We start from the raw sequence: 25069 nt of genomic DNA, 5'->3' as shown, positions 1-25069 counted from the left end.
CGACGGGGTATACGCGGGAGATGTGGTTCGGGGCGTGGTCGGAGCTGGTGCGGGTGCTGTTGGTGGGCTCGGCCGCGTACGTCGCCCTGGTGGTCGTGCTGCGGGTGTCCGGCAAACGAACCTTGGCCAAGCTCAACGCCTTCGATCTGGTGGTCACCGTCGCGCTGGGCTCGACCCTGGCGACGATCCTGCTCAGCGCGGACGTGTCCTGGGCCGAGGGGACCGTGGCGTTGATTCTGCTGGCCGCCCTGCAGTACCTGGCCGCGATGGTGTCGTCCCGCTGGCCCCGAGGCCGCACCGTCCTCACCGCCCGGCCCACCGTCCTCGTCGACCGCGGCACTGTGCTCGAGGCGGCGCTGCGTCAGCAGCGAGTCAGTCCCGCCGAGGTCCGTCAGGCGATCCGCGCCTCCGGCGCCGGTGACCTCAGCCGGGTCGCGGCCGTGGTGCTCGAGACCGACGGCAGCCTCAGCGTCATCGGTCGCGAGCAGTTCGGCGACGGGTCGGCACTGCAGGATGTGGCCCGCCCCGGCCAGCACGCTGGTCCCCGGGGCTCGACGATCGCCGGCGGCACCGAGTGAGCTCGCGATGACCGACGACACCGGGACCCGGAGGCGACGGGGACCGATCGGGGCTGTGCTGAAGCGTCGACAGGTGTTCGTCGAAGCGGTGCGCTCCCGGCTGTGGCCCGTCCCGGCGGCCGCGGTGCTGCTGGCCGTGCTGGCCGGCATCGGCCTGCCCGAGCTCGACGCCGCCCTCGATGACCGGCTGCCACCGACGGTGGCGGGATACCTGTTCGGGGGCGGTGCCGACGCCGCCCGCGAGGTACTGAGCGTGATCGCCGGTTCGTTGATCACCGTCACGGCGCTGACGTTCTCGCTGACACTGGTGACCCTGCAACTGGCCAGCAGCCAGTACTCCCCGCGGTTACTGCGCACCTTCGCCGCCGACCGTGTCGTCCAACGCACCCTGGCGCTGTTCCTGGCGACGTTCATCTACGCGCTGACCGTGTTGCGCACCGTCCGCAGCGCCACCGACGGCACCGACGGCACCGCGTTCGTCCCGCAGATGGCGGTGACGACGGCATACCTGCTCGCGGTGGCCAGCGTCGTCGCGCTGGTGCTGTTCCTCGGACATCTGGTCCGGCAGATCCGCGTCGAGGCCGTGCTCGAGCAGGTGCGGGCCGACACCTGCGCCACCGCCACCCGTCTCCTGCCTCCCGCACGCCGGGACACACCTGCCGTGCCGGTGCCCGTGCCACCGCCGCACCCGCACCTCGTCGAAGCGGTCTCGTCCGGATTCCTCGTCGAGATCGACGAACACGCCCTGCTCACCGCGGCGGAGCAGGCCGAGGCGGTGGTGTGGGTAAACCGCCCGGTGGGCAGCCCGGTCCTGGCGGGCACACCGGTCGCGTTCTCCTGGTCCGTCCGCCCGCAGGAGCCGTTGACCGAGGACGCGGCGCAGCGGCTGAGCGAACGGGTACGCGCGGCGCTGCGCACCGGCGGCGAACGCACCGCCGTCCAGGACATCGGCTACGGACTGCGGCAGTTGACCGATGTGGTGGTGCGGGCCCTCTCGCCCGGGATCAACGATCCCACCACCGCCGTGCACGGACTGATCTCGTGCACCGCGGTCCTCGCCGACCTTCTCGACCGTCGGCTCGGCCCGTACACCCAGTGCGACGAGCACGATCGGGTACGGGTGGTGCTGGCGCGGCCGACCTTCGCCGAGCTGCTGGATCTGGTGTGCACCCAGCCGCGGCTCTACGGCGCCGACGATCCGATGGTGCTGGACGCGCTGCTGTCGATGCTGCGGGAGCTGGCATGGAAAGCCGCCACCGGCGAGCAGCGCACGGCGATCACCGACCAGCTCGATCGCCTGCGCGAGCATGTCACCGACCACGACACCGCAACCCGCCGCCGCCTCGACCACCTCGCCCGGCAGGTGGGCGAGGCCCTCGAACGGCGCTGGAACCCGGAGTGACCTGGATCTCGAGCGCAGCAGGGGCGGTGTTGATCGCGGTGGCGTTGCGGGACATCTTCGCCACGTTGTGGCATCCCCGCGGCCTGGGCACGCTGTGCCGGGCCCTGTTCCGAGGACTGTGGCACGCCGCCCACCGGCTCGACCGGCGGGGCCGGTTTCTGGACCGGGTCGGGCCGGTCGGCTTGGCGGTCACCGCCCTGACGTGGGCGACGATGATCGTGCTCGGCTGGGCGCTGATCTACCTGCTGCACATGCCCGACGGGTTCTATCTTGACAGTGCGCGGCGCCCGTCGGCCGCTCGGACCCGGTGATGGCGCTGCATCTGTCCCTGGTGACCGTCGGCACCCTCGGCTTCGGCGACATCACCCCGGCCTATCCGGCGCTGCGACTGCTGATTCCGTTGCAGGTGCTGATCGGGTTCATACTGTTCACCGCGGCGATCTCCTGGGTGCTGCAGATCTATCCCGCGCCGAGCCGCCGCCGCGCCACCGCGCGCCGGCTCACGCTCATGGCGACCACCGGCATCGAGCAGATCCTCGGCGCCGGGGAGACGAGCGTTGCCGTGCAGTGGCTCGACTCCGTCACCGATGCGCTGATCGCGATCGAGCTGGACCTGGTGCAATACGGGGAAACGTACTTCTTCCGCGACGCCGACGCCGATCTCTCGCTCGCCGCCGCGCTGTCGTACCTGCCCCGCCTGCTCGCCGCGGGAACCGAGTCGGGCGCGATCGAGGTCCGCCCGGGCCGCGGCGATGCTCGACGAACAGACGCGCCGCCTCACCGGGCGGTTGGACGACGGCTACCTGCACACCGGCGCAACCGTCGAGCAGATCTGCGCACACTTCGCCGCCGATCACCACCACCCGCCGCTGCGTGCCTCGTAGCAGGACGCGCCGCCACCGACCGGAAAACGAACCGGTCTTCCGTGTTAATCCTCGGACACGGCGGGTACGCGAGGCGGTACCGGATCCTTCGGTAACGCGATCCGGCTCGACCGAAGAACAGTCCCGGACGGAAGGAAGAACGTTCATGAGCACTGCCTCCACCATGCTCGACAGCTACCCGAAGGACCTCGGCGGCATCGACATCGGCAAGCTCGCCGCCTGCATCGAGGCGTGTATCGACTGCGCCGACGCCTGCCTGAGCGAAGACTCGGTGGCGGATCTGGTCACGTGCATCCGCACCGACCTCGACTGCGCCGACATCTGCGAGACGACCGGGCGGGTCCTTTCGCGGCATACCGGTTACGACGCCAACCTGACGCGCGCGGTGCTCGAAGCCTGCGCGATGGCATGCAAGTCCTGCGGCGACGAATGTGCCGGCATGCCTCGCACCATGCGCACTGCCGCACCTGTGCCGACGCGTGCCGCCGGTGCGAGCAGGCCTGCCGGGAGTTGATGGGCACCCTGGGCTGAGCGCCGGCGCCCACCGCCCGCGCTCACCGCCCGCCCGCGCTCACCGGCCGCAGATCCTGGGCGGTGAGGCGATCGACGAAAGGTACGACCTTCGCCTGCACCGCGGCGTTGTAGGCCTGCGGCTGCTGGATCGGGTTGGCGTGGCCGGTGCCGTCCAGCCGCACCACCCGCAACGAGCCCTGTGGGCCGCCGACCCGGTCGAACAGCACCTTCTGGGTGTAGTCGACGTCGACGACCTCGTCGTCGGTGCCGTACCGCGGCCGCAGAAAGACCACTGCCGGCCGTGGCCGGGCCCCGCGCCGCACCGCCAGCGCCCGCAGATCATCGAGCGCGCCCGAGGCGACGATGGCCTGGAACTGCGCTTCGATCAGCCCGTTGCTCGCGGCGTCGGTGGAGAAGATCTTGTCCCGCAGTACTTCGGTCACCGCCTCGGCCAGCGCGCCGGGGTCGACGGTGGACAGCCCGTTCCGGTGCGCAACGAGATAGCGGTCGTTGCGGGCGGCGGTCTCGACCACCAACCGCAGGGTGCGGCTTTCCCGGGCCCCGGGCACCCAGCCCATCCAGCGCAACAGGTCCTCACCGGTATCGCGTTCGTCCGCCCGTACCGCGTGCAGATCGATCGGGGTGCAGTCGAGGAACACCGCAAGAAGGTTCAGATCCGAGTCGGTGACGACGTGCTCGGCCACCTCCAGGGCGAGAATGCCGCCCATGCTGTGTCCGGCCAGCACGATTCGCTCCACCCCCGCCTGTTCGGCGTGGTCGATGATCATCCGGCTGATCACGGCGGTGTCGATGCCGGCGTTGTCGTACTGCACCGCCCACACCTGCCCGAGTTCGGCCAGCGCCGGCAGAGCACGGGCGGTGTCGGTGGCATCGAGGTTGCCCAGTCCGACCAGATCCACGACTGCGGTGGCGTGGTCCGCCGGATCGGCCGCGTCGAAGATCGAATGCAGGTACGGGCGGGTGTGGGCCAACCGGGCCCGCTCCGGGGCCACGTCGTGGAGCCAGTACTGCCCGTACAGGGCCGAGATCGCCGCGAGCGCGAGCACCAGCGAGACCAGGGCCCGGCGCAGTCGCCCGAACCGCCCCCAGTGATGACCCCACCGGGTGGTGCGCAGGCGCGCTCTGCGGCGCTCATCGCTCCAATCGGTCACCGGGCACGGCGCCAGAGACAAACGATTCACCATGTGTGCCTCGAAGCCTAATTGCCGAACCCGCTGCGTGCCTGCAGCGCACCCCGGGGTGCGGGGGGGGTTTCGACGACGCTCGCGGTGATACCCCGATCTGGTTCTCGTCGCCGGGTGGCTCCGGCTCAGCGCCACCGCGCCGTGGCAGACCATCACCGTCGCCGCGGCCGTGGTGGCGTGGCACACTTGTCGGCCCCTTGCGGCCGCGGCCGGAACCAGCATGGCCGCCGCCGCAGCGAGCAGCACCAGCCCGAGCCCGGCGCTGTCCGCGCCCGGGACTGCCGTCACCAGTGCCACCGTCGCCCACGTCCCGGCCGGCACCCCCAGGCCCGGTGCCGGCGACCGGGTCGCGCGCCAGGAACCCGAACACGCAGGCGATCAGCTGCACCGGCACGGTCGATCCGAGCACCGCCCCCGCGATCCTCGTGTCCTGCTCGGGCGGTATCCACGCCAGTTGCAGACCGGCGAAGCAGACGGTGGCCACCGACCAATCGCAGGAAGCCCAGCGGCAGCGGCGTGCCGATCGGGTGCAGATGGATACGGGCAGCGGTGGGGCTCGAGCCGGCAATCAGCAGGCGGAGCGGCCATGGCCTGGGCACTACCCGAACACCGAGGTGACAAACCTCGGTGCCGCTCCGACGGGGCCGGACAGGGCAGCGATGCCCCTACCGGGTCGGTCCGGAAGGGGTGCAGGCGCTCAGGTCGAGTCGGTGTGGGGAGGGGCGGGGGCTCCGCCGTGTATTGCAATGTCGAAGGCAGGTGTTCGCGGGTCGGAGTCGGATACGGAACGTGGTGGCTCGGAGTCCATCCGGGCCAGATGCAGTTTGATCCACTCGGTGCTGGTCGCGGCGGGTGCGGACACATACCGGTTCGTGTCGGTCATAGAAGGCACCTGGGTGTCGGTCGGGTGCGGACGGGCCCGCACGGCGAGGTGTCGGGGCGTGCGTACCGGACGCCGGTAGGGAGGGACGGTGGTCGGCGCGGGTAGCGGGTCACCGGATGTGCGGGGAGACGGGCGGGGGGATGTCTCCGGGTCCCCAGAAGGGCCGGTATCCGTAGTAGCCGTACAGGTCGGCGTAGTACTGCGAGGCGTGGGCCAGTTCCGGATCGTAGGGCGAGCTTCCGGCGACATGGCCGCGGGTGCGGTCGAGATGGACCGCATCGGGGTCGATGCGCGCGACGGCATCGACGGGGACGAGTCGGTCGGTCTTGCCGAGACCGAGGAAGCCGCCGGATCCGATTCTCAGCAGCCGCACGGTGTTGCGCTGCTCGTCGACGAGCAGACCGTCGACGGTGCCGATCTTGTCGCCGTCGCGGTCGTACACGGCGCGACCGCGGATGTCGTCAGCGGGATCGACCAGGGTCAGGTCGGTGTCGTCGAGATCGATCAGAGTGGGTTGGACGGGCGGGTTCTGCGCTGCCATGAGCTCTCTTTCCAAGTCGTCCCCTACGAGCTGGGTTGGGGATATTCACAGTCGACGGTCGGGTTCACCCCGGCGTAGTTCAACGGTCCGGCCACGATGGTGACGGCGATGGTGCCGACGCTGGCGCAGTTGGTCGACGCGTCGTCGAAGTAGCCACGTTGCCCTGCCGCGACGGCGCCGATGACCAGCCACACCAGCATCAGCACACCGAGCACGCCGGGCAGGCGGTTTCGGGTGCGCATCGTCTTCTCCTCTCCCGGGAGATCAGGTTCGGGCGCGGTCGTGGACTGCGGCCACCGCCTCGGCGACGGTGTCGCAGCACATCAGTGTGGTGTCGAGGCCGACCACGTGCAGGATGTGCCGCACGTGCGGTTGCACGGCCGTGGTGAGCGTGGCGTGCCGCCGACGCACCCGGTTCGCCGCGGCGTCGAACATCGCCATGCCGGCGCATCCGAGGAACGGCACCCCCGTCAGATCCAGCACCAGATCGGTGCCGTCGGCGCTCGCCCGGCTCAGATGGGGTTCGAGCACGGGGGCGGTGGCGATGTCGATGTCCCCGCGCACGGTGAGCACGGCAGGACCGTCGAGGCGGGCGTCGAGGTCGACCTCCAGTGCCGGACTCGGCGCGAGGGCGGTTCCCGGCGCCGGGGGTGGCGGCGGGGCAGGTGCGAAGGACGGGTCGGTGTTCATCACGGTATGTCGTTCGTGCAGCCCCGGCCGAGGGACCACCGTGCCCACGCGCAGACATCGGAGCAGACGCGGCCCGGTCGGCCGGAGATCGAGGATGCAGGTCGGATCTGTCGATCTGCGCTCCACGCTAGTAACGCCCGGCGCCGCGTCAAGACCGAGTGCAGTGCAGCGCCCTATGGTTATGCGATTGCAATGCTCGGGTCGAGCATTGCCCATGTGGTCCCGGCCGCGGAGTGCGGCACCGCCGAGACGCTGTTCGATCACCCCACCACCCCTGGCGTTTCCGCAGTCCACAGCCCTGCTCCGGGCCGCCCACGGACGGTGGGGGCGACCGGAGGGCCCCACGCGCGCCGACCCCCGCCTGCCGTCCCGGCACGTCCCGGCGCCCCCTCACGTGCGCCCACCTCGTTTGTGACCGTGGGGGTGCGGGTACGGCGGATGCAGGACATGCGCGTTGCCCGAGCCGGGCGCACGACACGATCGGCGCGACAGCTCACTGCTCATCCCGACTGTCCCTGGGCCCGGTTCGTCGCATTCCCTGCACAGCGACGCGCCCCTCGAGGGACAGGAGAACAACCATGACCGTGCCGCACCCCGCCCCCACTCGTCCCTGCACCCGGGAGCCGACACCGCCCGCCGTGAGCTCGCGACGGCCCGTGAGCTCGCGACGGCGTGGGGCCGTTCTGCTCGCCGGGGCGGCAGTCCTGGCCGTGGCCGGCTGCACCACCGACAACGACCCACCCGAGTCCACCACCGACGTCCCGTCGGTGTTCACCGGCTCGCCGGCGCCGCTGACCACCGGCGAGACCCCGGGCGAGCCCGGACACTCACCCGGCGGCAACTTCGTCACCGCCGGCTTCGCCGACCCCGAGGGCGATCCGGCCGGCACGGTCACCTTCGTCGAACGCGCCGGCTTCCTCGAGATCCAGGCCCGCGTGTCCGGGCTGGAACCGGGTTTTCACGGTTTCCACGTCCACGAGAACGGCACGTGCGAGGCGGACTCGACCGCCCCCGACGGCGACCAGAGCGGTGATTTCCTCTCCGCCGGTGGGCACCTGCAGCTCGGCGACCGCACCGGGTTCCCGGCCAGTGGGGACCTGACCTCCCTCTACGTTCGCGACGACGGCCGCGGACTGCTGGTGACCTCCACCGACGCATTCACCCTGGCCGATCTGAACAACAACGGCCGTGGGCGGGCCGTGGTGGTGCACGCCGGTCCCGACAACTTCGGCAACATCCCCACCCGCTACACCCTGCCCGACGGCGCCGCCGTCCCCGACCGGCAAACCCTCACCACCGGCGACGCCGGACCCCGCGTCGCCTGCGCCGTCGTCGAATAGGCGTCGTCCCCTGTCCCCGAGCACGCCTCGGGGCACCCATGATCGGAAAGGCACCGAAGTTCATGACCGTCGTCTTCTCGCCGCGTCCCCCACGCCCTCGGACACGCCACCGGATCCCCGCCGTCCTGGGGCCGTTGCTGCTGGTGCTGACCGCCGCGTGCGGGGCCGGGCAACAGGCCCAGACCGCCGACGTGCGCGGCGGCGGCAACGGCAGCAGCGCCGAAGTCGGACACATCCTGCTGCGCAACGTCTACCTCGACGCCGAACCGGAACCGCAGGGCCCCTCCGGGTACGGCGACCCCACCTTGGCGTTCATCGCCGTCAACACCAGCGTCGACATCGGCGACCGGCTGGTGCGCATCGAATCAGAGGAGGCCACCTCGGTGACCATCGACGCCGACCCCGCCGCCCTGGAGTTGCGCCCGGACACCGCCCTGGCCGCCGGCCAACCGATCGAACAACTCGACAAACCCCTCGCCCCCGACAATCCGATCACCGTGCGGGTGCAGATGGCCGACGCCGCCGTAGACCCGGGCACCGCCGTGCCGTTCACCTTCGTCTTCGAGCGCGCCGGCTCGGTGACCTTCGACGTGCCCTTCGACGTCTGGACCCCTGGCGAACCGCCACCGCCGACCCGCCCCACCGTCAACTGACATCACCCGCCCGCGGGCGGGCTCACCGCTTCTGCGACCGGCGCCCGTCCGACGACCGGGGATCGGCCTCGGCGTCGCCGCGGCGCCGTACGATCAGCCACTGCCCCATGAAGACGGCGGCGGCCACCACCGCGGTGACGACCACCGTGAACAGATCCGTGCGCATCTTCATGATCACGAACGGCACGAGCACGAGCACGTCGAGCACGATCGCCACCGCCGGGACCCAGGTCGCGAACTCGACCTCGTCGCGCAGGCGACGGACCATGCCCCAGTGGATGGCGATGTCCATCGACAGGTACAGCATCGCCCCGAGCGAGGCGATCTGACTCAGGTCGAACACCGTCGCCGTCACCAACGCCAGCGCGGCCGTGATCAGCAACGACTGCCGGTTCACCGACCCCGGCAACCCTGGCACCTGTCCCATCTGGCGCAGCATGTCGTACAGCCGTGAGACGGAGAACAGGCTCGCCACCAGACCGGACAGTGTCGCGACCACCGCCACCGCCACCGTCAGCCACACCCCCCAGGACCCGAACAGCGGCTCGGCGGCCTCGGCCAGGGCGTAGTCCCGGGCGGCGACGATCTGCGGCACCGACAGGCTCCCGGTGACCGCGACGGTCAGCAGCAGATACAGCACCGTGCACACCGCGATCGCGATCACGATCGAGCGCGCGATGTTGCGCTGGGGATCACGCAGATCGTCACCCTGATTGGTGATCGTGGTGAAGCCCTTGTACGCCAGGATGCACAGAGCGACCCCGGCCAGGAACCCGAGCAGTCCGCCCTCCGGCGGCGTCGCGTCCGCACCCCCGGTGACCAGCCGCGAGAAGGCCGACACCCCGGTGGCGGCGATCCCGGCCACCGCCAGCGTCGCGATCCCGACGATCTTGATCGCCGCGGTCACCGTCGCCGAACCCTCCACCCACCGGTTGCCGACCAGATTGACCAGTGTCGCGGCCACGATCGCCGCGACCGCCAGGACCGGCACCCACACCGCCGAGCCCTGCATCCCGAACGGACGCAACAGATAGGTGCCGAAGGTCCGGGCCAGCAAGCTTTCCGCCAGGATCATCGACACGTACATGAACAGCGAGAACGACCCGGCCAGCACGCCGGGGCCGTAGGCGGCTTTGAGGATCATCGCGATCCCCCCGGAGGACGGATTGGTGCTCGAGTACCGCACGTACGAGTAGGCGCTGAACGCCACGACCACCGCTCCAGCGACGAACGCCCACGGCGCCCAGGATCCGGCCAGTTCGGCCACCTGCCCGACCAGGGCGAAGATGCCCGCACCGATCATCACCCCGGTCCCCAGCGCGACCGATCCGATCAGCGACAGCTTCTTGTCGTTCTCGGTGTCCGACGGCACCGGCGCCACCTCCTCTCGCACTCGTCGCGGCTTCCGACTCCCGCCCGGAGGGCGGCCGGGTCCTCGCCCGGTGGCCTACCCCGGTCGGCACAGCCGAAACCCCGCCAGGAGAGGGCAGCGCCTCGGCATTCGGCCCGTCCATCCGGGGCACCCCCTTGCGACGGGGCCGAGGACCCCGCAACGGTATGCACGGCGCGCATCACCTCCCCGATGCCTGAGGTCTTCCAGTTCGGTCGCTCCTGCGCCCCTTCGCAGGAGCGCGTGCCTCCGTGCCCGGTACCGGGGGTGGTCTCGACCCACTGCCGTGCGATCTCGACGACCGGTACATCGGTCCTGCGACAACGTAGGCAGCAGAATGAAGGCGTGGTCGAACTCGACCGGGTACCGCTCTCCCCCACCATGCCCCGGGCCTGTCCGAGAAGGACGCGGGACGGCCCGCATCACGAACGCGGCAACATGAGGGGCTCTCTTCTCGCCGGTACCTGTCTCGTGCCGGGGGGATCGGTGAACGCGGGGCGACAGGCACGGAGGTTTGCCGTCGGCACACGCAGGAAACCCTCGTTCGGAGGGGCACATCCTGCACCGATCGCGCGAAGGGACGCACGATGGCAACTCCACATTCTCGTCCACCCCGGATCCACACCCCTGTGAAGATCGCGTCTCTGATCGTGGGGGTGGCGTTCCTACTCGTCGGCCTCCTCGGTTTCATCCCGGGGATCACCTCCGACCACGACCAGCTCGCCGGCACCGGCCACGACTCCGGCGCGATGCTGTTCGGCGTGTTCCAGGTGTCGGTGCTGCACAACCTCGTCCACGTGGTGTTCGGTCTCGCCGGTATCGCCGCGGCCCGTGCAGCGTCAGCGGCCGCGATCTACCTGCTCCTCGGGGGCCTGATCTATCTGGCGCTGTGGATTTTCGGGCTGCTGATCGACAAAACCGGGCCCTCCAACTTCATTCCCCTCAACACCGCCGACGACTGGCTCCACTTCACCCTCGGTGTCGGCATGATCGCGCTCGGAATCTCGCTCACCCGGGCAAGTCGCACCACCGCTCCCTCTTACGACAATGAGGTGACCAGGGGTGATGACCGGCGAATCGGGTGATGCCTACCGGGTGTGCCGATGGGGGGCGGGACCCGAGCAGGACTGTGCGCCGCCTGCGCGTGGTTCGAGAGCGACGCGGTAGCCGAGGGATTCGAGTTGACCGATCGCCCGGCTATGGTCTAGGCCGGGGGTGTGGCGGGCGGATGTAGTCGGCGCCGGGGGATCGCGGTAGCACTCCCCGCCGGGGAGCATGTGCCACGCCGCGACGAGCGGCGCATGCTCGACGGCGACCAGGGCCTTGGCCGGACCGCGGTGCGCGGCGATCCGCTCGTACTTCGCCGAGAAGTACGTGCCCTTCCAACGGGCGGGCGTCAGGGCGGCGGTGCCCAGCGCACCCTCGAGGTATCGGATGCCGGGTCGGGTCTTGGTCGATTCACCCGACCAGCGGACTCGTGGACACCCGGAGCGGTTCCGGCCCACGACGCCAGATGCCCGGCGGTGGGAAACACGCTCATCGCACCACCGGTCGCGGCGAGAAAGATCTCGGCGAGAGTGGTCGAGTACCCCGGGATGCTGCACAGCAGCTCCCGCGCTGCCCGCAACGGCTCGATCTCGGCGTCGATGCGGGCGTCGAGCTCGGCGAGGGCGAGCCCGTACCGGTCGATCGGCTCCACGTGCATTCCGATCAAGAACCCGTGATGGTCGGTGAACTGCCCGATCGTCGCCTCGATCAACGCCGGGATCTTCACGCGCATCCGCCCCTTGGCCGACTCCGCGAGCGGCTCGGGATCGCGGTGCTCGTCGCTCAGGGCTTCGAGCATCGACCGTCCCGACACTCCCATGATGCCGGTGGCGACCACGGACAGATTGATACCAGCGTCCTCGAGGACTTTCTCGATCCGCTGCACCACCCTGTGCGGTCGCGGGTCAGCGCGGTGCGGGTGCGGGTCAGAGCAGGCAGGCGGCGGACCGGTGATGGTGGTACCAGCGATCCGCGCAGCAGCCCGTGCGCGCCCGGATCGGCGAGCCAGGCGGCGCAGCTCACCCCGACCTGTGTCCGCCTCCTCCTCCCGGATCGAGTCCTTCCGGATCGAGAGGGCCGCAGGGCGCCTCCGGGTACCGCTCCCGGGCCGGTCCGACCCCCGTCGGCCCACCCCGGCTCCGACGCCCCACCCGCCCGGAACACACAGCAGCGCAGGCAAGACCCCCACCTTCTCGGGGCGCAGCGCGATACGCTGACACATAAGGTGTGCCGGGAAGGCTGGTCGGCGAGAAACGCTGCAACGCTGCCCAGGAGATCCACCATGAACCGCCCACCGCCCCACCCTCGCAACCGAGGACATGGCCCTCACCGTCCCCCTGGCCCGGCAGCGTGCCGGCGGTGCGCGGCCGCGCGCCCCGGGCGCAGGAGAATTACCCGATTCGCCCCGCCTGCCTCGACGAGCAGCAATTGCCCGCCGGGGTCCTGGCCTGCGGCCGTGCTCGCTCCGGCTCCCGGGGTGCGTGCACGATCTCCGACTCGACGAATGAACACCGTTGCCCCTGAACCTCACTCGCGGATACGTGGCAAGGAAAGGACAGTCCGATGCTCGGATTAGGCATCATCGGTTGGATCGTCATCGGCGGCCTGGCCGGCTGGATCGGCAGCAAGATCATGGGTACCGACGAACAGCAAGGTCTCGTTCTCAACATCGTCGTCGGCGTCGTCGGCGGACTCATCGGCGGATTCCTGTTGAGCCTGTTCGAGGTGGACGTCGAAGGCGGCGGACTGATCTTCAGCTTCCTGACCTGCCTGTTCGGTGCGATCATCTTGCTGTTGGTTGTCAAGGCCGTCCTCGCCCGTCGCCGCGCCCACCACTGACCATCAGGGCAGAGGGGGACGCACCCTCGTCTGCGCCGCCAGCACCTCACTGTTCCACCGTGCCCGCAGAATCGATCTGCGCTCCCGGCCGGCGCCGGATGCGGCCGGTCGGCGCGCCGCACCGGCGAACCGGGCTACCCGAGCGTCGACCTCGAGGTCGGCACGGGACCGGTCGGCCCTCGTCTCTGCCCCGGATCCCGTCGCGGCCGAGTCCGGCCACCGCACACCGGCCGTGGACGTCCCGCAGCATCCCGCGTCCCGTGGTGTGCCCGTGCGTTTCTCCCGCGCCGCCGCCCCGTCCGCCGGGTCGATCCGCCAGAGAATCTCTCCCGCCCGAGGGAGCCGCGCTGCGCGGGCAGCCGGCCGCTCGAGTCCGACCGAGACCGCCTCCGGTGACACCCCCGGGGCAGGGTGCGTGGTCGGCGGTGCCCGCCACGACCTTTGTCTCGTGCGGGTGTTTTGCCGGATCACGATGGTGGCACCCGCACCGTATGAGAAACCGGACCCCCTTCCTGACTGCGCTGCTCGCCGGTGCGCTGTGCGTCGTGCCGGCCTGCGGCGACAACGACTCGACCGACTCCCCCGACACCGGCAGCCCGCCCGGCAGCCCGGGCGCGATGGCCACCACCGCCATCTCCGGAGTGGACAGCGCCTTCGACAAGACCAAACTGGCCGCCTTCGTCGCGGCATTCCGCACCGGATACTCGGACCTGGCACAGAACCGCAGCGACGAGGACATCGAGCAGATCGTCATCGCCTCCTGCACCGACCTGGCCAACGGCGTCGACGAGCAGACCGTCACCGTGCGGATCCAGTCGCTGGCCGCCCACGAGGGCACCGAACCGACCCCCGAACAGGCCGAACGCCTCTACGACCTGGTCACCCCCGCCTGTCCCTGAGGCCGGAGCCCAGAAACACACCGTTGCCGCCGGTGCGCACCCTCGGCCGCGGACCCTGTCCGCGTCCCGGTCCGGGCGTCTTCGCGCCGGTACGGACCCGGCCGGGGCGGGCCCCGGGGCATGCTGCTCGCCCGCACCCTCGCGCACCGGCCGGCGCCCCGGACGACTCGATGCGCCCGAAAACGGGTATACCCACCGGATGAGGCCGGTGCAGGACCGGGCCCGCATCCCCGAGATCCGGGCCGGTGCCCCAGCCCGTCCCCTCACCTGCCCAGGGATTCGAGGGGTTCGGCAGCTGGTGTGCGCACTGTTGACCTGTGGCGCGCTCTGCCTGGCCGGCCCGGCAGCGGCCGCCTCACCGACTCCGGACGATCTTGCCCACGTTCCTGCGCGCACCGCCGTGACCTACATCGACCTCGACCGCCACCAGTCGACGGGTACCGACAACCACACCGAGGCACGTCCCGGCCTGTCCACGGTGAAGCTGTACATCGCCGACTACATGCTCCGACACGGCGACGGATCGACCCGGGACCGGCAATTGGCCCGGCAGATGATCCAGGACAGCGACGACCACGCCGCCTCCCTCGCCTACGCGAAGTACCCGCAGTCCATCGACGCGACCGCCGCAGAATTCGAGCTGTCCAGCACCCACGGAGACCACAGGTGGGGCATCTCGACGACGAGCACCGCGGACACGGCCGCATTCCTCGAAGCGAAGAAGACCATCGATCCGGCAAGTCCGATCCTGGACTGGATGAGCACCGCCGCACCGGTCGCCGCTGACGGCACCGTCCAGGACTGGGGCACCTTTCTCGTGCCGGGCACGGTGGGCACCAAATGGGGATGGTCGGACTACGGCCCCACCGTGGTGGCCTCCACCTCGTTCGGGGACGACTTCGTGATCGCCGCGATCACCTACGGCACGATCGACGAGCACACCGGCGACATCCTCGATGCCCTGCCCGACACCCACACCGACTCCTCCGACGCCGCCGCCTGACCCGGCCGCACCCACCCCCGCCGGGGACGGCCAGCACCGACGATCACCCGCCGCCGCTCGACCGCCTCCCCCGGTCGGGCGGGTCAGCACCACCGGCACTCGCCCAGATGGCGTCGCCCCCGGCTCCGCTGCCCCGCCGCCGTCGGGTGACCGGTGAGCAGTGGTCCGCGATCCTGAGGCGGCAGACGACAGCGGGAAACCTGCGTTCGCGGCTGAGGAACGCTTCCCTGCGCCGCCACCCGCCTGCTGCTTCACGGCCGGACAACGGTGCCCGTGCAGCCGGTGACGCACACGATTCGACGGGCCACCCCAGCAGCGGTGCGGTCCGTCGTATCTTTGCCGACCCCGGGCACACACGGGGCCCGGTCCCCGCTGCGCACAGCGCTCCTCGCGCCGGCACCGGCGGGCACGGCGCAGGCACGCAGGGATACGGAAAGCCGGTGACCGACCCGGAAGGACAAAAAATACCAATCGGCCCGTTATCCGGTAGACTGCAGGCCGGGTCCGCCGCGCCCGAGCGCGCCCGAGTACGAACCGTTCGGTCCGAGGAACGGGCGGACGCGGCGATCCCGGGTCTTCGCGGCGGCCGGAACTGACAGCAGCGAGGGGTAGCGCCGGCCGCCGTGAAGCCCCGGGGATCACCGCAGCCGAGCGTCCACCGCAGACCGGCACGAACAGACACGGATGCCCTGCCCCGGGGGGTCGGGCAGGGCATCCGCCTCGGGCACTTCACCCGAGTCCACAGCCCCACCTGCGGGGGGAGATGAGGCGGGCTGTGGCAGTTTCTGCACCCAGTGTCCCCACCGGTGCAGCCCCAGCATACCCGTGCGGGTGCGGTCCCCCTGCCGGGCCCTCGTCCGCAGCGACCCGCCGTCGACGGGTGCCGACACCTTCTCTTCCCGCCGAATCCGGCCGCCCGAAGGACGGTCGTGCTCGCGGGGCCGTCGGCCATCGCCCGCCGGGATGGCGGAGCGATGGTCTGTACCGCGCGGCGGCACCGCGCCACCCGCACCCAGGGGTGTCCGGCCCGGTATCCCCTCGCCGGAGGGGAACTCCGAGCCGAGCAGGGGGCGTGGCCGAAGACGCGCCGCGGCCGAGGCGGTGCGGGTTCGCAACCGTGGCCGGCGCCACCACCCGAGACCTCCCGTCCGCGACATTCATCCGAATTACCCTGACGGCACGGTGTTTCGGAACAATACCCTGAGGTCGGGTCGGGAACTTCGACGTGAGGGAGAGCCCGATGTCTGCCGGAATCGATCGGGACATCGCGTTCGACGCGTTCCTCGGGTGGGCGAGCGTGACGTTCGGTCGCGGTATCGGGGTGAGCTGAGCATCCTCGCTCGAGCCCCGGGGTCCCGGTTCCTCGCCCGCAGTGCCGGATAGTGCTGCGTACGGGGGGGTCGACGAGGGGGCCGGTTCGGTGGTCCACGCCAGGACAGGTGTTTCGTCGACGATTCGGGTCACGGCTCGTTCTCGGGTGCGGGATCGCTCATCCGGGACCGGTAGTCGCGTAGTTGTTTCTCCCGGAACAGTGCCCGGTGCCGCGCCAGGAGCGCGTCGGTTTCGTGCTGGAGGCACCGCTGGTGTCGCACGATGGACAACTGGATCGCGGTGCGGCGCTCGCCCAGGTTGGCGGCGCGCAGCGCACAGGTGGGGTCGTGCAGCAGGCGGGCGGCGAGCCGGTCGCTGCCGATCAGCGCCCGGTCGAACGCGAGCCGGATCGGGTCGTCGGCGCCGAGGGCGCGGGACAACACGAGGTCGTCGACCAGTTGGAGCGGAAGCCGGATCAGCCCGTACCCGAACCGTGCCATCACTCCGGGAAGTGTGAGCAGTCCCACCCGGCCGATGCTACGGGCGGCGCCATGCGCGTGGGGCACACTCGCTTCCTACCGCCGTGCGTGCGGTGGAGCTATCCGCCACCGAAGCGGCCCGGCGGCCCGGCGGCGCGGCCCGCGGGCGCGCACCTGACGTCGCAGCCGCCGGTGCGAGCGTGCTCGGGTGAGCCGTCCTGACCGCAGGTCGCCTCTGCCGTGTCGGAACAGGTACCGGTGGTGTCCCGACCACGGGCGGCACCGTCGGCGCAGCGGCGGCCGGGCCTGCGCCCGTCCCGGTGGAGCGACGGTGTCGTGCCCACCTCGGGCAGGGCCCCCGGCGTCCGCCCGGTCACGGTCTCCCTCGATGTCCGCCGCCGAGAAGCGGATACGGACCGTGGGGGCGGCGGGCGCCACCGGGTCGGCGACGACGACGGTCGGCGCGCCCGGCTCGGCGCGGTACGGCGCGGACTCCGCACCGGCGGCATCGCCGCCCTGCTACGCACAGGCGTACTCGACGGTGTTGGCAGCACGGCCTCCCGGACGGCAGGCACGCTCGTGCCGCGGTGCCCGGCATCGATCCGTTGCCGACCGAGCCGGTCACCGGAGTTCCCGACGCAGCCCGGTGGCCTGCCGCGCAACGGCCGAGGCGCCGCCGATCAGGGGTGCAGAAGCCGCGCAGGGACGTGGGGGCTCCGCGTGCGCCCGCTGCCGGTCCGAGCCCGGGCCACAACCCCACCGGCGGCACCCCGCAAGCCCCGAGCAGACCCCTGTGCTGCGCCGACGCTCGGGCACTACCGCCCTCCCCGGCACCTCGAGCTGTTTCCTGTGTCCTTAGGTAACCCTGTGCCCCGGGAGGGGGGCTTGCTACCGTCGACGGTGTCCGTGACCCCCACGCGACCCACCGGAGGAGACCGATGACGTCCCCCGCCACACCCGAGAACCCCAAGACTCCCCAGTCGTCGCCGGCGACACCCGAGAACCCCAAGGCTTCGCGGTCGTCGGCCGCACCCCGGACGGCCGCGACCACGCCGCCGGTCAGCGCGCCCCCGACCGCCCCCGACGAGGTCGGCGAACTCGAGCGCGCCGCCGACGCCGCGAGCGAGGCCACCGAAATCGCGGCCGCGCTCGTCGTATCCGGCACCGAGACCGAGGCCGGCACCGAACCCGAACCCGGACCCGAGACCGGTCTCGCCGCGACCGTCGCGGACGCGGCCGGGCAGTTCCGCGCCGTCAACGACAATCTTCTGGCGACCGCCAAGCTGACCGGCACTCTGACCCTCGACACCTACGAGAACACCCTGCGCACCCTGCTCGCACTGGAGGAGCGGGTCGGCACCCTCGGCGGACCCGGCTGGATCGGCGAGTTGACCCGGGCGCACGTCGCGCTCGTCACCTCGGTGAGCAGTCCGGTGTTCTCCGCGGCCCGCCACGCCCTGCAATGAGCCCCTGACCTGCCTCCCGGGCCGGCCGCCGGGGGTGGCCGAGCGGGGGGTCGGTCTGGAGCCAGCGGCACCTGCCGCACCGCTGCCCGGCAGGGACCGGCGGCAGTGCGAACCGGGGCCGGTGTCGTCGACGGTGAGCCGACACCGGGCACCGTGGGCCTCCGCGCTTGCCAGCGCACCTCCCGCGCGCGAGGGCCAAGAACTGTCGCAGTTGTCCCGGTGAACACCCACCTCGCCCTCAGGCCCGGACAGCAGAAACCCGCCCCAGCCGCCACTCGAGGTACTTGCGCTTGATCACCCGGGGTGCTGATCGACGACGACGGGCGGGGTTGAGCCGGTCGAGGAGTCGGCGGAGGAACTGGAGCCAGCCGGGGCTGTCGCTACCGTGTCGGTCAGGGGGAAAAGACCCCGGGTGGGCGAGGGTCCGGCGGGTGATCCGGAGCGCGGCGACGAAGCTGATCCGATCGGGGTCGTGTCCGGAGTGGGCAGCGGCCTCGGCCATCAAGGATCGGATGGCGTAGTGGCAGCACAGGTGGCCCCAGATCTCCTGGAGCACCAGGTCGGGGGACTTCGATCGGAGCACGGTGCGTGGCCCGCGCTGGTGGGTTTTGAGTTCGTCGAAGACCAACTCGATCTCCCAGCGCTGGGAGTAGGCCGCGGCCAGGTCGGTGGCGGACACCGCGGCGGGATCGAGCAGGGTCGTGAACAGACGGTAGCTCGTGGGGTTCTCGCGGCCGTCGTCGACGGTGTAATCGATGACGCGCACGCGCATCGGTTCGGCACGTCGAGCCGCGGCCGAGTGGGTCTGACGCAGGTCGGCCAGCCAGGACCCGTCGGGAAGATCCTCGACATGGACCGGCTTCGGCGCGGACCTGTCGGTGCGGATGCGCCACAACAAGTCCGCGCCGGTGGCGGTGGCGCTGCGCCACAGGGCGTAGGAGAAGAACCCGCGGTCGGCGGTGAGCAGCATTCCCGGCTCGAGCCTGTCCAGGAGCCTGTCGGCGAGTGCCGTTTCGGACTGGGTGTAGGTGCCGACCTCGGCGGCGAACACAACGTGGGTGCCGCACTCGGCCAATGCGACGACCCGAGCCTGGGGAAAGGCTGCCTGCTCGCCCTTGATCACACCCGGGCGGCCGAAGTGCTCGTGGTTCACGGGCGTGTCGGCGACATCGAGGCACATTCCATCGAGGGCGACCAGCCGACGGCCCGCCAGCCACACGCCGGGTGTCTGCTCGCCTCCGACGGGCTTGGCGACTCGCTCGAACAGGGCGGCCACTGGCTGTGCGCCGAGTCGTACACGTGCCTGGAAGATCCCGGACTTGTTGCGGCCGTCGTCGTGGACACCGTCGAACTCGGTGTACCGCAGGTGCAGTCGGGCGCCGGGCAACCTGTCGACCAGGTCGCTGAACTCGACGCGGCGCACGTGTTCGTAGGGCGAATGGTCCACCTGCAGGACGGTCACCTGCCGATCGGGATCGTGGGCGAGCAGGTACTGCAGCGCCGCGATCGTATTGGTGATCCCGATCCCGGCGGCGATGAGCAGCAGCGGGGCGTGGCCGGCTCCGATCACCAGGCTGCCGAAGGGGTGGGAGACCACGAGATGCTCACCGGCGCCGACCCGGTCGGCGAGGATGGGTGAGACATACCCGTTCGGCACCCGTTTGACCGACAGCGCCCACTCGTGCGGCCTGCGGCCGCGGGTGAGGGTGTACTGCCGGATCTGTTCGGTGCCGTCGCCGAGCGGCACCCGCACGGAGATGTACTGGCCGGGCAGATAGGCCGGCAACCGCTGGCCGTCGAGGGGCTGCAGGAACAGCGTCGTGGCATGCGCGCCGTCGTACTCGCGGGCGGCGACGACGACCGTGCGCCACACCTGACCGGCGGACACCCCGGCCCTGTCGTACAGACGGGATTCCTGCTCGACGAGCGAGTTGGCCATGAGGGTGTAGACCTCGTCCCACGCGGCGGCGACGGCGGGGGTCACCGCGTCGCCGAGGACCTCGGCGACGGCCGCGAACAGATGGGTGCGCACGATCTCGTAGTGGGCGGCCTGCACCCCGAGCGAGGCGTGCTTGGCGGCGATGCGGGCCATGATCGCATCGAGGTCGGGGTGCTCGTCGGTGGCGAGGAGCGTGGCGAAGGCGGCGACCGCACTGGCCAGGGCCTGTTACTGGGTGCGGCTGTGCTGATTGGCGCGATTGAACAGATCGGTGCGCAGCGCCGGGACCGCGGCGAACAATCGGCGGTAGAACCTCTCGGAGATCTCGGGCAGGTGCGCGCCGAGCACCGGCAAGGTCGCTGCGACGATCGGGCGCGAGGTCGGGGACAGGATGGCGGCGGCTCCTTGGCTGATCCGGTCGGACACCCCGACCCGTGAAGGACGCACCGAGAACGAGCGCAGGGAACTGCCCTGGCATGCGGTCGGTCCCGATCCGGCCGTCGCGGCGCATGCTACGACGTCGGGACCGGCGACCTGCCCGCCGGGGCGCCCTCGCCGGGCTGCTCATGCCCCCGAGAGCTACCGGACATACCGCACCGATAAGGTGCTGCCGCTCCCCGGGACGAGGCGCGCCCGACCGCCCGGATGCACCCCCACCTGCAGCCGTCCCGACCCGCACACCCGGCCCCGCGGCAGGTCGAGGCCGCCGTCATCACCGCATGGGCGCCGCCGCCGAACCTCGACCACGCCCCCCGGCGGCGTGCGGACCGTACCGCCGGCAGGCCCGGGCCGGGTGCTCGGTCGGCCACCGGCGCACCGCGTTCGTTCCCGAGGTGACCCTCGTCCATCCCCTTCCCATGCTTCGGTGGTGCCGAGCACGCGTTCCGCCGTCCGGACGAAGCCATATTTCGGAAAATTAGTGACCTCCGTACGATTCCGATTCTACATGGTGTGAGGCGGAGCCCGGCCCGGGCTGAGCCCCTGCATCGACCGGTGGCCCGGATTCGGGGCCTCGACACCGGCCCGAGGAGCCCGAGCGCCCGGTGCCTCACGCTCTAGGCGGGGGCGATCGACCGCTTCGACCGAGTGCGGCGAGCCGCCGCGGCGGGGGCGACCGAGGTCGGCGAACCTGTCGACCCCGACGGGCTACCCCGGAGCCTTTTCTCCGACCCCGTCCCCCACGATCACCTCCGTTTCGGTATCACCCCCGGTGACCCGCCGCGGCGCCCCTGTGGTGGGAGCGGGCCCGTGTTCCGGAGATGCGAGAGACTCCCGCGCGTGCTCGCGATTGCGTGGACGGCTGGCCTCCCGCGTGCCCGGCCCCTCGGTCCACGACCCCCTGCCGATACCGCTCGGTCCCGGCCGGCGCGGCTGTTCGATGCCGCAGCACGCCGGCGCCGTCGCGGGAACGGGTGGGTCAGCAGCGGATGGGGGCCGGCTCGCCCCGCAACCGCGCCGCCACGTACTCGTACGCCTCGGGGAACCCGACGACGGCGGTGGTCATGTGCTCGGAGATCTCGTACGGGACGAACGTCAGACGGGCACCGGCAGCGCAGTACCGGTGCGCCACCTCCGCCACCGAGTCGTACGGCGTCAGCCCGTCGAGCGTGCCGTGCCACAGATACAGCGGCGCGGTCGGGGTGTCCCGGAAGTAGCGCAGACTGTTCTCCCGCAACACCTGACGCGCGGTCGCACTCGTCCACAGGGTGGTGCTCGCAGCGAGCTGTCCGGCACTGCGGAACGCCCCGTGGAACAGCAGAAAACGGCGGCACTCGTTCGCCACCCAGTCCCGCAACCACAGGCCGGTCTCGTTCAGCTGCGAGGAGACCGGGAACCGGTGCGGGTACTCACGTTCGAGACCGATCGCCGCGGCGAACGCGAGCCCGAACCCGGGGTGCGGATCGAAACCCAGCCCCCCGGCCATCTGCTCGAGGTCGGCGGGAACACCGCCGGCCACCACCGCGGCGAGGTCGAGTTCGGGCGCATAACTCGGCGCCAGCGCGGCCGCCCACGCGCTGGCCATCCCACCCCCGGAGTACCCGGCCAGCGCCACCGGGCTGTCCGCCAGCCCCAGCTCGGCGACGCGCTGCACCGCACGCACACCATCGAGGGTGATCATCCCGCCGAGCCTGGCCGCACCGTAGGCGCCGGTCGGCCCGAGGTGGTCCGGCACCGAGACGGCCCAGCCGCGTTCGAGCGCGAGATACAGTCCCGGCGACTCCTGCAGCTCCAGGTTGAACAGCGAGCGCGAGGGCGCGCACTTGGTTCCGAGGGAAGTGACGATCGCCTGGTACGACACGAGCGGTGGGTGGGCCACCCCGCGCGGCAGCAACACGGTCGTGACCGCGAGGATCGCGGTTCCCCGTCGAGTTCGTCGACCGGAAGGCCAGCTGCCACCCGTCGGTATCGGCGTACATCCAGGTGTCGATGCGGCGGGTGCGCACGATATCGCCCGGGCGGAGAGCGCCCAGGTCGGCCGGGGCGAGATAGAACGGGTCGGGGTCGGGTACGGGGTAGGCGGGCTGCGCAGACGCCGGCAGCGCAATCGCCGTGCCGAGCAGCACTACACCGAGAACCGCCACGAGGAATCCGCTCGCGCGTCGCCACATGAGTTTCCACTCCCGCCGGAGCAACAGCACGCTCGGAACCCTAGCCGACCGGCGCGGGCCGGCGGCACCGATTGCGCGAGTCAAACATCGGAATCCGGGGGCAGACGCTCGGCGTCAGGAGCCGTTCTCCCCCAAGTGTTTCGACCCGAGCACCTGGCACCCGCGCCGGGACGGGGAGCACACCCGGGTTCAGCGCGGCCCGGTGGGGTTCGAGGTCGTGGCGGCGGCGCGGAGCTCGCGCAGTTCGGTGCGCAGTTCGTCGGCGCGGTCGCGGGCGGCGTCGACCTGGGCGCGGGCCGCGGCGGTCTCGGCGCGGGCGGCCGCGAGGTCGGCGCGCACGGCCTCGGTGCGGTCCCGTTCGGCGGCGACCTCGGCGCGGGCGGCGGCCAGGTCGGCGTCGAGTCGGCCCGCGGTGGCGGCGGCCTGGTCGGCGGTGGCGCGGAGCCGGGCGAGCTGGTCGCGTTGCTGTTCGGCGAGGGCCTCGAGGTCGGCGGTTCGCCGACGGTGCGCCGCCTCCGAGTCCTCGAACCGGGTCGTCCACGCGTCCAGGGCCGCGGCGTGGTCGGCGCGCAGGCGGTCGAGTTCACTCTGGTGCTCGCGACGGGCCGCGGCGAGTTGTGCGGTGGCGTCGTCGGCCTGCGCGACGGCGGCCGCCGCGGCCGCATCGGCGTCGACGCGCTCGTCCAGGGCGGCGTCGAGTTGCTCACGCAGACCGGCGATCTCGGCGCCGGCGTCGGCGCGGACCTTGTCGGCGTCGGCCTGCACCCGGCGCAGGTGCGCCTCGAGCGCCGCCGGGTCGGCCAACAGCGCGGTGGCCGCGGTGATCGACGCGGCCACCTCGCTCAGCCGGGCGAGCGCGGCCTGGGCTTCCTGCCGCAGCAACGGAACCGCCTCGGCCAGGGTGGACACGGCCGCGACCGGATCGGTCGGGGTGGCCGCCTCGATCCGCTCGGCGCGGGCCGCCTCCTTCTGCCGTTGCCGCCAGGCCCGGACCCGCTCCGCGTCCGAGGCGTACTCCCGGCGCCGCCCTCCCCTGGTGCCCTCCGCCATCGCCCCGCCCTCCCGCTCGCCTCCTGAGTCCCGATCGATGCTATACCGTACGTATCGTTTCGTACGTAATGTGCTACGTACGAAACGATGGGTCGAACAAATTTCGGTACGGGGGTGGGTGACACCGCCCGTTCCCTCGCCGGAGGCCGCGGCGATGGTCGCCCCCTCGGTGGCGCGCGGGGTGGGTCAGCACGCCGGGTCGAGGCCGCCCAGGCCGGGCACGCAGTCGTCGACCGCGGCCGCGATGGTGGCCTGGTGTTCGTAGTCGTCGATCCACTCGAGCACCCCGTCCGGGCTGTCGGGGCCGGCGCTCAGGCCGATCCGGAAGCGAGTGTCGATGCGCAGACACACGTACGGCGACGGGCGCCTGGTCCGGTGGGTGGCGGCCGTGATGCGGCGCAACGCGGCGGCGCCGGCGATCACGGCGTCGACTTCGGTGGCGGCGGTGCCGGATTCCTGCGCGACGGCCGGATCACAGGTGACGGTCCAGGTGTGCACGAGCGGGTCCCTTCTTCGGGTCGATGCTGCCTTTCGGTGGACGCCACTGTGCCCGGCCGCTCCGGCCACGACCGGGCCGGAGACGGGCAGCGGGCCCGGTCCTGTGGAGAACCGGGCCCGCTGTGGACAACCCACATACGGTCAGCGGCCACCGTCGAGGGCGAGGGCCTTGTCGTCGGCGGGCAGCAGCATCGACCGGGCCACCTGCACCGTGCGGGCGAGTTCGGCGACGAAGGCGCGGTGACCGGCCCGGTCGAAGAACCGGAAGACCAGCGGCCCGGCCTCGACGTCGACCCAATGGATGTGACGGCGACGCTGCGGGTCGAACGCCCCACCAGGGGTGATCTTCGACGGCGGCACCGTCGACCAGTTCACCGTCACCACATGCTCGTCGGTGGCGAAGCGGTCCGGGCGCAGCAGGAACTGCTCGGGCAGCACCGTCGTCACCCCGTCGGCGGCCGGGCGACGCAGCACCGCCACCAGGCCACGGACCACCGCCGGGTCGGTGAAGACCATCCGCACCGCGCCGATCGTGGCGAACACCGCCGCGGACGCGGTCAGCGCGCTGGTCACATCCAGCCGCACCTGTTGATCCTGCCCGGCGATCAGGACGGTGGTGCGGGTGGTCAAGGACGGAAAGCTCGGGGTCTGCGGCGCGGTCATGGCGACCTTCCTGCTCGAGGTGAGAACCGGCGCGGGTCCGCCCGTTCTTTTGCCCTTCTGGCAAGGAGATGACGACCGGCATGAGGGCCGCGGAGTGCAACTTCTGGGACGGAAAATCTCGCCGCAGCGCAGCGGAGGAGAGAATTTTCCGGGCCGTCAGGCCGCGCAGCGCCCAGGGGTTGCGCGC

21 protein-coding genes and 5 pseudogenes are annotated in these 25069 nt (G+C 71.3%); 12 read left to right on the top strand and 14 right to left on the bottom strand.

Annotation, left to right across the window (positions count from 1 at the left end; translation table 11 throughout):
- Nucleotides 1–20 precede the first annotated feature (20 nt).
- From HFP48_RS30875 to HFP48_RS30860, 5 genes and pseudogenes are all read left to right on the top strand, one after another.
- Nucleotides 21–578 carry a YetF domain-containing protein gene (locus HFP48_RS30875; protein WP_168581070.1) on the top strand — a complete coding sequence of 186 codons (558 nt, stop codon included), beginning with the start codon at nt 21–23 and terminating at the stop codon, nt 576–578.
- 7 nt (nt 579–585) lie between these two features.
- A complete protein-coding gene (locus HFP48_RS30870; protein WP_168581069.1) occupies nt 586–1980 on the top strand; it encodes a DUF2254 domain-containing protein in 1395 nt (464 codons plus the stop codon).
- Nucleotides 1977–2291 carry a hypothetical protein gene (locus tag HFP48_RS31975; protein ID WP_246872684.1) on the top strand — a complete coding sequence of 105 codons (315 nt, stop codon included), beginning with the start codon at nt 1977–1979 and terminating at the stop codon, nt 2289–2291. The genes HFP48_RS30870 and HFP48_RS31975 overlap by 4 nt, the downstream gene beginning before the upstream one ends.
- Entirely contained in the window at nt 2291–2959 is a 669-nt protein-coding gene (locus HFP48_RS31970; protein WP_246872682.1) for a potassium channel family protein, read from the top strand. Before HFP48_RS31975 ends, HFP48_RS31970 begins: the two co-directional genes overlap by 1 nt.
- A 50-nt stretch (nt 2960–3009) precedes the next feature.
- A pseudogene (locus HFP48_RS30860) lies at nt 3010–3395 on the top strand (four-helix bundle copper-binding protein).
- A gap of 23 nt (nt 3396–3418) precedes the next feature.
- Here HFP48_RS30860 and HFP48_RS30855 read toward each other — a convergent pair.
- The 4 genes from HFP48_RS30855 to HFP48_RS30840 form a co-directional block, all read right to left on the bottom strand.
- The gene (locus tag HFP48_RS30855) at nt 3419–4582 is read right to left on the bottom strand and encodes an alpha/beta hydrolase (protein ID WP_168581182.1); all 1164 of its coding nucleotides are present in this window, start codon (nt 4580–4582) and stop codon (nt 3419–3421) included.
- Nucleotides 4583–5574: 992 nt separating this feature from the next.
- Nucleotides 5575–6006 (bottom strand): PRC-barrel domain-containing protein, encoded by a 432-nt coding sequence (locus HFP48_RS30850; protein WP_168581068.1) that lies wholly within the window; start codon nt 6004–6006, stop codon nt 5575–5577.
- A gap of 23 nt (nt 6007–6029) precedes the next feature.
- Nucleotides 6030–6248 carry a hypothetical protein gene (locus HFP48_RS30845; protein ID WP_168581067.1) on the bottom strand — a complete coding sequence of 73 codons (219 nt, stop codon included), beginning with the start codon at nt 6246–6248 and terminating at the stop codon, nt 6030–6032.
- 22 nt (nt 6249–6270) lie between these two features.
- Complete coding sequence (locus HFP48_RS30840; protein WP_246872730.1) at nt 6271–6696, bottom strand: STAS domain-containing protein; 426 nt, start codon at nt 6694–6696, stop codon at nt 6271–6273.
- A 578-nt stretch (nt 6697–7274) separates the two neighbouring features.
- On the opposite strand from HFP48_RS30840, the gene HFP48_RS30835 reads away from it, so the two are divergent.
- Both HFP48_RS30835 and HFP48_RS30830 read left to right on the top strand, forming a co-directional pair.
- Nucleotides 7275–8036, top strand: a complete 762-nt coding sequence (locus HFP48_RS30835; RefSeq protein WP_246872680.1) for a superoxide dismutase family protein — start codon at nt 7275–7277, stop codon at nt 8034–8036.
- 38 nt (nt 8037–8074) lie between these two features.
- Nucleotides 8075–8689: a hypothetical protein gene (locus HFP48_RS30830; RefSeq protein ID WP_168581065.1), complete on the top strand. Its 615-nt coding sequence runs from the start codon at nt 8075–8077 to the stop codon at nt 8687–8689.
- 22 nt (nt 8690–8711) lie between these two features.
- Here HFP48_RS30830 and HFP48_RS30825 read toward each other — a convergent pair whose 3' ends face one another.
- Nucleotides 8712–10070 (bottom strand): APC family permease, encoded by a 1359-nt coding sequence (locus tag HFP48_RS30825; RefSeq protein WP_168581180.1) that lies wholly within the window; start codon nt 10068–10070, stop codon nt 8712–8714.
- A gap of 596 nt (nt 10071–10666) precedes the next feature.
- Between HFP48_RS30825 and HFP48_RS30820 the strand changes: the two genes are divergently transcribed.
- Complete coding sequence (locus HFP48_RS30820; RefSeq protein WP_210432862.1) at nt 10667–11164, top strand: DUF4383 domain-containing protein; 498 nt, start codon at nt 10667–10669, stop codon at nt 11162–11164.
- 3 nt (nt 11165–11167) lie between these two features.
- On the opposite strand, the pseudogene HFP48_RS31965 reads toward HFP48_RS30820, so the two are convergent.
- A pseudogene (locus tag HFP48_RS31965) lies at nt 11168–12167 on the bottom strand (transposase); the annotation flags it as partial.
- A gap of 522 nt (nt 12168–12689) precedes the next feature.
- On the opposite strand from HFP48_RS31965, the gene HFP48_RS30810 reads away from it, so the two are divergent.
- The 3 genes from HFP48_RS30810 (at nt 12690) to HFP48_RS30800 (ending at nt 14867) form a co-directional block, all read left to right on the top strand.
- Nucleotides 12690–12965, top strand: a complete 276-nt coding sequence (locus tag HFP48_RS30810) for a GlsB/YeaQ/YmgE family stress response membrane protein (protein WP_168581062.1) — start codon at nt 12690–12692, stop codon at nt 12963–12965.
- A 491-nt stretch (nt 12966–13456) separates the two neighbouring features.
- A complete protein-coding gene (locus HFP48_RS30805) occupies nt 13457–13864 on the top strand; it encodes a hypothetical protein (RefSeq protein ID WP_168581061.1) in 408 nt (135 codons plus the stop codon).
- Nucleotides 13865–14264: 400 nt separating this feature from the next.
- On the top strand, nt 14265–14867 hold the full coding sequence (locus HFP48_RS30800) for a hypothetical protein (RefSeq protein ID WP_168581060.1): 603 nt from the start codon (nt 14265–14267) through the stop codon (nt 14865–14867).
- A 1460-nt stretch (nt 14868–16327) separates the two neighbouring features.
- On the opposite strand, the gene HFP48_RS30795 is transcribed toward HFP48_RS30800, so the two are convergent.
- Nucleotides 16328–16705 carry a hypothetical protein gene (locus HFP48_RS30795; protein ID WP_168581059.1) on the bottom strand — a complete coding sequence of 126 codons (378 nt, stop codon included), beginning with the start codon at nt 16703–16705 and terminating at the stop codon, nt 16328–16330.
- Between the two features lie 890 nt (nt 16706–17595).
- Between HFP48_RS30795 and HFP48_RS30790 the strand changes: the two genes are divergently transcribed.
- Nucleotides 17596–18123, top strand: coding sequence for a hypothetical protein (locus HFP48_RS30790; protein WP_168581058.1), 528 nt, complete (start codon nt 17596–17598; stop codon nt 18121–18123).
- 394 nt (nt 18124–18517) lie between these two features.
- Here HFP48_RS30790 and HFP48_RS30785 read toward each other — a convergent pair.
- The 7 genes and pseudogenes from HFP48_RS30785 to HFP48_RS30760 all read right to left on the bottom strand — a co-directional run.
- Nucleotides 18518–19444: pseudogene (locus tag HFP48_RS30785) on the bottom strand (IS4 family transposase); the annotation flags it as partial.
- 261 nt (nt 19445–19705) lie between these two features.
- Nucleotides 19706–20284: pseudogene (locus HFP48_RS32240) on the bottom strand (globin domain-containing protein); the annotation flags it as partial.
- A 6-nt stretch (nt 20285–20290) separates the two neighbouring features.
- Nucleotides 20291–20509 carry a hypothetical protein gene (locus HFP48_RS31955; protein WP_168580681.1) on the bottom strand — a complete coding sequence of 73 codons (219 nt, stop codon included), beginning with the start codon at nt 20507–20509 and terminating at the stop codon, nt 20291–20293.
- Nucleotides 20510–21479: 970 nt separating this feature from the next.
- A pseudogene (locus HFP48_RS30775) lies at nt 21480–22671 on the bottom strand (lipase family protein).
- A gap of 189 nt (nt 22672–22860) precedes the next feature.
- Nucleotides 22861–23721, bottom strand: a complete 861-nt coding sequence (locus tag HFP48_RS30770; RefSeq protein ID WP_168581057.1) for a hypothetical protein — start codon at nt 23719–23721, stop codon at nt 22861–22863.
- A 186-nt stretch (nt 23722–23907) separates the two neighbouring features.
- Complete coding sequence (locus tag HFP48_RS30765; RefSeq protein WP_168581056.1) at nt 23908–24219, bottom strand: hypothetical protein; 312 nt, start codon at nt 24217–24219, stop codon at nt 23908–23910.
- Between the two features lie 141 nt (nt 24220–24360).
- Complete coding sequence (locus HFP48_RS30760; protein ID WP_168581055.1) at nt 24361–24882, bottom strand: hypothetical protein; 522 nt, start codon at nt 24880–24882, stop codon at nt 24361–24363.
- Between the last annotated feature and the right edge of the window lie 187 nt (nt 24883–25069).

This window comes from Rhodococcus sp. DMU1, assembly GCF_012272955.1.
GTDB lineage: Bacteria > Actinomycetota > Actinomycetes > Mycobacteriales > Mycobacteriaceae > Rhodococcus > Rhodococcus aetherivorans.
Note: the sequence above shows the minus strand (reverse complement) of the source record. Positions and strands in the feature narration are given on the sequence as shown.